Genomic DNA, 5,182 nt, shown 5'->3' on the forward strand with positions numbered 1-5,182 from the left:
GCCCTTGGCGCAGGTGATCATGTCGGGCACGTAGCCGAAGTCGTCACAGGCGAACATCGACCCGATCCGGCCGAACGCGCAGATCACCTCGTCGGAGACCAGCAGCACGTCGTATTCGTCGCAGATCTCGCGCACCCGTTCGAAATAACCCGGGGGAGCCGGGATCGCGCCGCCCGCGTTCTGCACCGGTTCCAAGAACACCGCGGCGACGGTGTCGGGGCCCTCGAACTCGATCGCCTCGGCGATCCGGTCGGCGGCCCACCGCCCGAAGGTTTTGGGATCGTTGGCTAACGGTTCGGGTGCGCGGTAGAAGTTCGTGTTGGGCACGCGGAACCCACCCGGCGTCACCGGCTCGAACGGCGCCTTGTAGGAGGGCAGCCCGGTGATCGCCAGCGCGCCCTGCGTGGTGCCGTGGTAGGCGATCGAGCGCGAAATGACCTTGTGCTTGCCGGGTTTGCCGGTGAGCTTGAAGTACTGCTTGGCCAGTTTCCACGCGGTTTCGACGGCCTCGCTGCCGCCGGTGGTGAAGAACACGCGGTTCAGGTCGCCGGGCGCGTGGTGCGCCAGGCGCTCGGCGAGCTCGATCGCGGCCGGGTGCGCGTATCCCCAGAGCGGGAAGAACGCCAGCGTCTGCGCCTGGCGGGCGGCGGTCTCGGCGAGTTCGGCGCGCCCGTGGCCGACCTGGACGACGAACAGCCCGGACAACGCGTCCAGGTAGCTCTTGCCGCGGTCGTCGAAGATGGTGACGCCCTCGCCGCGGGTGATGACCGGATGCGCGATGTCCGCGCCGTGCCGGGCGAAATGCAGCCAGAGATTGGAAGTCATCGTGGATGCAAGCCTAACGCTAGGCTCGGGCCATGACCTCGGTGCAGGGGGTCGCGGAATTCGAGGCGTTGCGGCCCCATCTCATGGCCGTCGCCTACCGGCTCACTGGGACCGTCGCCGACGCCGAGGACATCGTCCAGGAGGCCTGGCTGCGCTGGGACGGGCACGCCGGGCAGATCGCCGACCTGCGGGCCTGGCTGACGACGGTGGTCAGCAGGCTCGGGCTGGACCGGCTGCGCTCGGCCGCGCACCGCCGCGAGAGCTACACCGGAAACTGGCTGCCCGAACCGGTGGTCACCGGCCTCGAGGCGGCCGATCCGCTGTCGGCGGTGGTGGCCGGCGAGGACGCCCGGTTCGCCGCGATGGTCGTGCTGGAGCGGCTGTCCCCCGACCAGCGGGTCGCGTTCGTCTTGCACGACGGGTTCGCGGTGCCCTTCGCCGAGGTGGCCGGGGTGCTGGGGACCACCGAGCCGGCGGCCCGGCAGCTGGCGTCGCGGGCCCGCAAGGCCGTCAGCGCGGCGCCGGCCGCAATATCAGGGCACCCCGACCCCTCGCACGACGACGTGGTCGGGCGGCTGATGGCCGCCATGGCCGCCGGCGACCTGGACGCGGTGGTGGCGCTGCTGCACCCCGGCGTCACCTTCACCGGCGACTCGGATGGCAAGGCGCCCACGGCGGTTCAGGTCATCATCGGCGCGGACAAGGTGTCCCGCTTCGTCTTCGGCCTGGCCCACCGCTACGGCCCGGCGTTCTTCTCGTCCAGCCAACTGGCCCTGGTCAACGGCGAACTGGGCGTCTACACGGCCGGCAGCCCCGGCGGAGACGGCCACCGGGAGCTGTCGCCGCGCATCCTGGCGGTCACGGTGCGCGACGGAAAGGTCTGCGCCCTGTGGGATGTCGCCAACCCCGAGAAGTTCACCGGCTCCCCGCTGCAGGCCCGCCGTGCTGCCCGGCCCACGGAACCCGGCAGGCGTCACCGGAGTTGAAGCCCTGCTCGGTGATGCCCAACGCGGTGTTCATCCGAGCCCGCATGTTCTCCAGCCCGATCTGATAGGTCAGCTCGATCACGCCGGCGTCGCCGAACCGGGCCCGCAGGTCGGTGAACTGCTCGTCGGTGACGGTGTGCGGGTCGGTGGTGATCGCGTCGGCGTAGGCGATGGCGGCGCGCTCATCGTCGGTGAACGCGCAAGACGTTGCATACGAGTCGATCTCGGAGAGCCGGGTGATGTCCAGCCCGTCCAGGCGCTGCAGCATGGACCCGAAGTCCACGCACCAGGAGCAGCCGATCGCGCGCGCCGTCCAGAACACCGCCAGCTCGCGCGCGCCGGCGGGCAGCGCCTGCGACGCCCGCTGCACCAGCATCTCGTGCACTGCCCCTGCGACCAGCAGACCGCGGTGGTGCGCGGCGACGGCGAAGGGTTCGGGAACCTGGCCGAATCGCCGTTTGGCGTAGCGGTACATGGCGCGGGTCAGCAGTCCGGCGCGCTCGGGGGGCAGGGGCTCGATGCGGGTTTTCTCGGTCATACCCCTCAGACGAGACGGGCCGCGAAGGTGTGACTCCCCGCCTCGCCGCGAGGGCGGGCGCGGCGATGTAGCATCCAGGCACCACTTCGTTGCGCACAGAGGAGGTTTGCGGTGGACGAGGTGGAAGGCGAAGTCTTCGGGCGTTATCGGCTGCTGACGGTGCTGCGGTCCGGCGCCACCGGCACGGTGTACCGGGCCCACGACACGAAGATGAGCCGCGAAGTGGCCGTCAAGGTGCTCTCGCCGGAGTCGGCCGCCGATGCCGGCCATCGGGAGAGGTTCCAGCGCGAGGTCGCCATCGCGGCCCGGCTCAGCGACCCGAACATCCTCCCGGTCTATGAGGCCGGCGAGATCGACGGGCGACCCTATCTGGTGCGGCCCGCCGTCGCCGACGGCATCACCGTGCAGGATCTGCTGAACCGCGACGGGCCACTGCACCCGATGGTGGCGGCGCGGGTGATCGTGCAGGTCGCGTCCGCGCTGGAGGCGGCCCACGTGGCCGGGGTGGTCCACGGCGACGTGACGGCCGCGAACCTGTTGGTGGGCGGCGCGTTCGTGTACCTGACCGATTTCGGCGCCGCCCCGACCGACGGCGCGACCGTCGACGCCCGCACCGACCTCTACGCTTTGACCTGCGTCCTCTACGAGTGCCTGACCGGTCGGCCCGCCGTTGCGGGAGGTGTTGCGCCAAAACCCACCCCCAAACCCACCGATGCCGACCCGGCGATTCCGGCGGCGTTCGACGAGGTGATCGCCCGCGGCATGGCCGACGACCCCGATGACCGCTACCAAACGGCCCGCGAGTTGTCCGCCGCCGCGCACAACGCGCTGACTGCCCCGCCCGCTGCCGACACCTCGGAACCGGCCCCCATCAATGAAATCGAGTTCGGCCGCTACCGGCTCTTCGACAAGCTCGGCCAGGGCAGCATGGGCGCGGTGTACCGGGCCCACGACACAGCGCTGGGCCGGGATGTGGCCGTCAAGTTGCTGCAGCCGGAACTGGCCGCCGAGGCGGGATTTCGGGAGCGGTTCCGCCGCGAGGCGTATGCGGCGGGCCGGCTGGCCAGCCCGAACATCATCCCGATCTACGAGACCGGCGAGATCGACGGGCGCGTGTACATGGTGATGCCGATCGTCGACGGCGTCGACCTGAACAAGGTGCTCAAACGCGAGGGAGCGTTGAGTCCGCAGAAGGCCGTGCGCGTGGTCGAACAGGTTGCGGCGGCGCTGGATGCGGCGCACAAGTCCGGGCTGGTGCATCGCGACGTGAAGCCGTCGAACCTGCTGATGGTCGGCGAGGACTTCGTGTACCTGATCGATTTCGGGCTCGTCCACGAGGCCGACGCCGGTCGTTTGACGCTCACCAACGTCGCCCCGGGAAGCCCGGCGTACATGGCCCCGGAGCGCTTCGCCGCCGGCAAGGACGGAAAGGTCGTCGACGCTCGCGCCGACGTGTACTCGCTCGCCTGCGTTCTCTACGAGTGCCTCACCGGGCGGTTGCCGTTCAGCGTGCGGGGTGGAGGGCCTGGCCGCCGCCCATCGCACGGACGCACCGCCCAAACCCAGCAGCATCGACCCGGCGATACCCGCCGGGTTCGACCGCGTGGTCGCGCGGGGCATGGCGAAGGACCCGGGCGACCGCTACCAGTCGGCACCCGAGCTGGCCGTGGCCGCCCGCGCGGCCCTCACCGACTTCTCCACCCACGCCGCGCCGCCAGCCTCCGCCACCGACCCCGCACTCTCGGAGCAGGACACCGCGCCCACGGCACGCGTCCCGCGGAAAAGATCCGGCCGCGGCAAAGTTCTGGCCCTCGCGGCGGTGGTGGTGATCGCGGTGGTCGGGGGCGCCGTACTCTTGCGAGCCACCGACCAATTCCCGTTCCATTCGGCGAAACCACGGGGTCAGGTGGTGCTGCCGTTCACCGGCCTCGACAATCCCGAGGAGGTCGCGGTCGACGCCAAGGGCGACGTCTACGTCACCGACAGTGGCAACAACCGGGTGCTGGAACTGGCCGCGGGTTCGACCGGCCAGACGGTGGTGCCGTTGGCCGGTCTCGAGCGTCCCGACGATATCGCGGTCGACGACGCGGGTGACTTGGAGGTCACCGAGCCCGCGCAGCACCGGGTGCTGGAGCTGACAGCCGGGTCGGCCAACCCGACCGTGCTGCCGTTCGCCGATCTCAGGGATCCCACGGGTGTGGCGGTCGCTTCGCGCGATCGCGGCAACGATCGCGCCGTCGTTGTCAGCGACTGCGCGCACAACCGGGTGGTGGAGCTGCTCGCGCAGTCGAGCGAGCAGACGGAGCTGCCGCTCAGTGGCTTGGCGTGTCCCTCGGCCGTGACGGTGGGTCGCGGCGGCGCCCTGTTCGTCATCGACCGGGACAACGAGCGGGTGCTGAAACTGCCGCGGACGGCGACGGTTCCGACCGTGCTGCCGTTTGTGGTCGGACATCCGGATAATCTGGCCGTCGACTCCGGCGGAAACGTGTACGTGACCGACAGCCACGACAATCACGTCACGAAGTTCGTCAAGGCCACCCACACGTCAACGACGTTGCCGTTCAACGGACTCAACCATCCCCAGGGCATCGCCCTCGACACCGCCGGGAACATCTACGTCGTCGACACGGGCAACAACCGGGTGCTGGCGCTCCCGCCCGGTCAGGATTAGCCGCTCAGCGCGAGAACATCAACGCGCGCTTGACTTCCTGAATCGCCTTGGTGACCTCGATGCCCCGCGGGCAGGCCTCGGTGCAGTTGAACGTGGTGCGGCAGCGCCACACGCCGTCGACCTCGTTGAGGATGTCGAGGCGCTCGGCGGTGGCCTCGTCGC

2 protein-coding genes and 5 pseudogenes are annotated in these 5,182 nt (G+C 70.1%); 4 read left to right on the forward strand and 3 right to left on the reverse strand.

The window, feature by feature from the left end; translation table 11 throughout:
• Nucleotides 1–825: pseudogene (locus AC2VOR_RS07740) on the reverse strand (aminotransferase class III-fold pyridoxal phosphate-dependent enzyme); the annotation flags it as partial.
• A 32-nt stretch (nt 826–857) separates the two neighbouring features.
• Between AC2VOR_RS07740 and AC2VOR_RS07745 the strand changes: the two are divergent.
• Entirely contained in the window at nt 858–1,811 is a 954-nt protein-coding gene (locus AC2VOR_RS07745) for a sigma-70 family RNA polymerase sigma factor (protein WP_486963534.1), read from the forward strand.
• Here the strand turns inward: AC2VOR_RS07745 and AC2VOR_RS07750 are convergent.
• Nucleotides 1,741–2,382, reverse strand: a pseudogene (locus AC2VOR_RS07750) (carboxymuconolactone decarboxylase family protein); the annotation flags it as partial. The gene AC2VOR_RS07745 and the pseudogene AC2VOR_RS07750 overlap by 71 nt on opposite strands.
• A gap of 126 nt (nt 2,383–2,508) precedes the next feature.
• Between AC2VOR_RS07750 and AC2VOR_RS07755 the strand changes: the two are divergent.
• From AC2VOR_RS07755 to AC2VOR_RS07765, 3 genes and pseudogenes are all read left to right on the forward strand, one after another.
• Nucleotides 2,509–3,846: pseudogene (locus tag AC2VOR_RS07755) on the forward strand (serine/threonine-protein kinase); the annotation flags it as partial.
• A 121-nt stretch (nt 3,847–3,967) separates the two neighbouring features.
• Nucleotides 3,968–4,318: pseudogene (locus AC2VOR_RS07760) on the forward strand (hypothetical protein); the annotation flags it as partial.
• A gap of 75 nt (nt 4,319–4,393) precedes the next feature.
• Entirely contained in the window at nt 4,394–5,020 is a 627-nt protein-coding gene (locus AC2VOR_RS07765; protein WP_486963535.1) for an NHL repeat-containing protein, read from the forward strand.
• Between the two features lie 4 nt (nt 5,021–5,024).
• Here the strand turns inward: AC2VOR_RS07765 and AC2VOR_RS07770 are convergent.
• Nucleotides 5,025–5,182, reverse strand: a pseudogene (locus AC2VOR_RS07770) (succinate dehydrogenase iron-sulfur subunit); the annotation flags it as partial.

It is taken from the genome of Mycobacterium sp. TH-M103 (assembly GCF_057473785.1).

Bases quoted from the DNA above. Each gene is read 5' to 3' on its own strand.
- AC2VOR_RS07745 (WP_486963534.1), top strand. From the start codon at position 858: ATGACCTCGGTGCAGGGGGTCGCGGAATTCGAGGCGTTGCGGCCCCAT.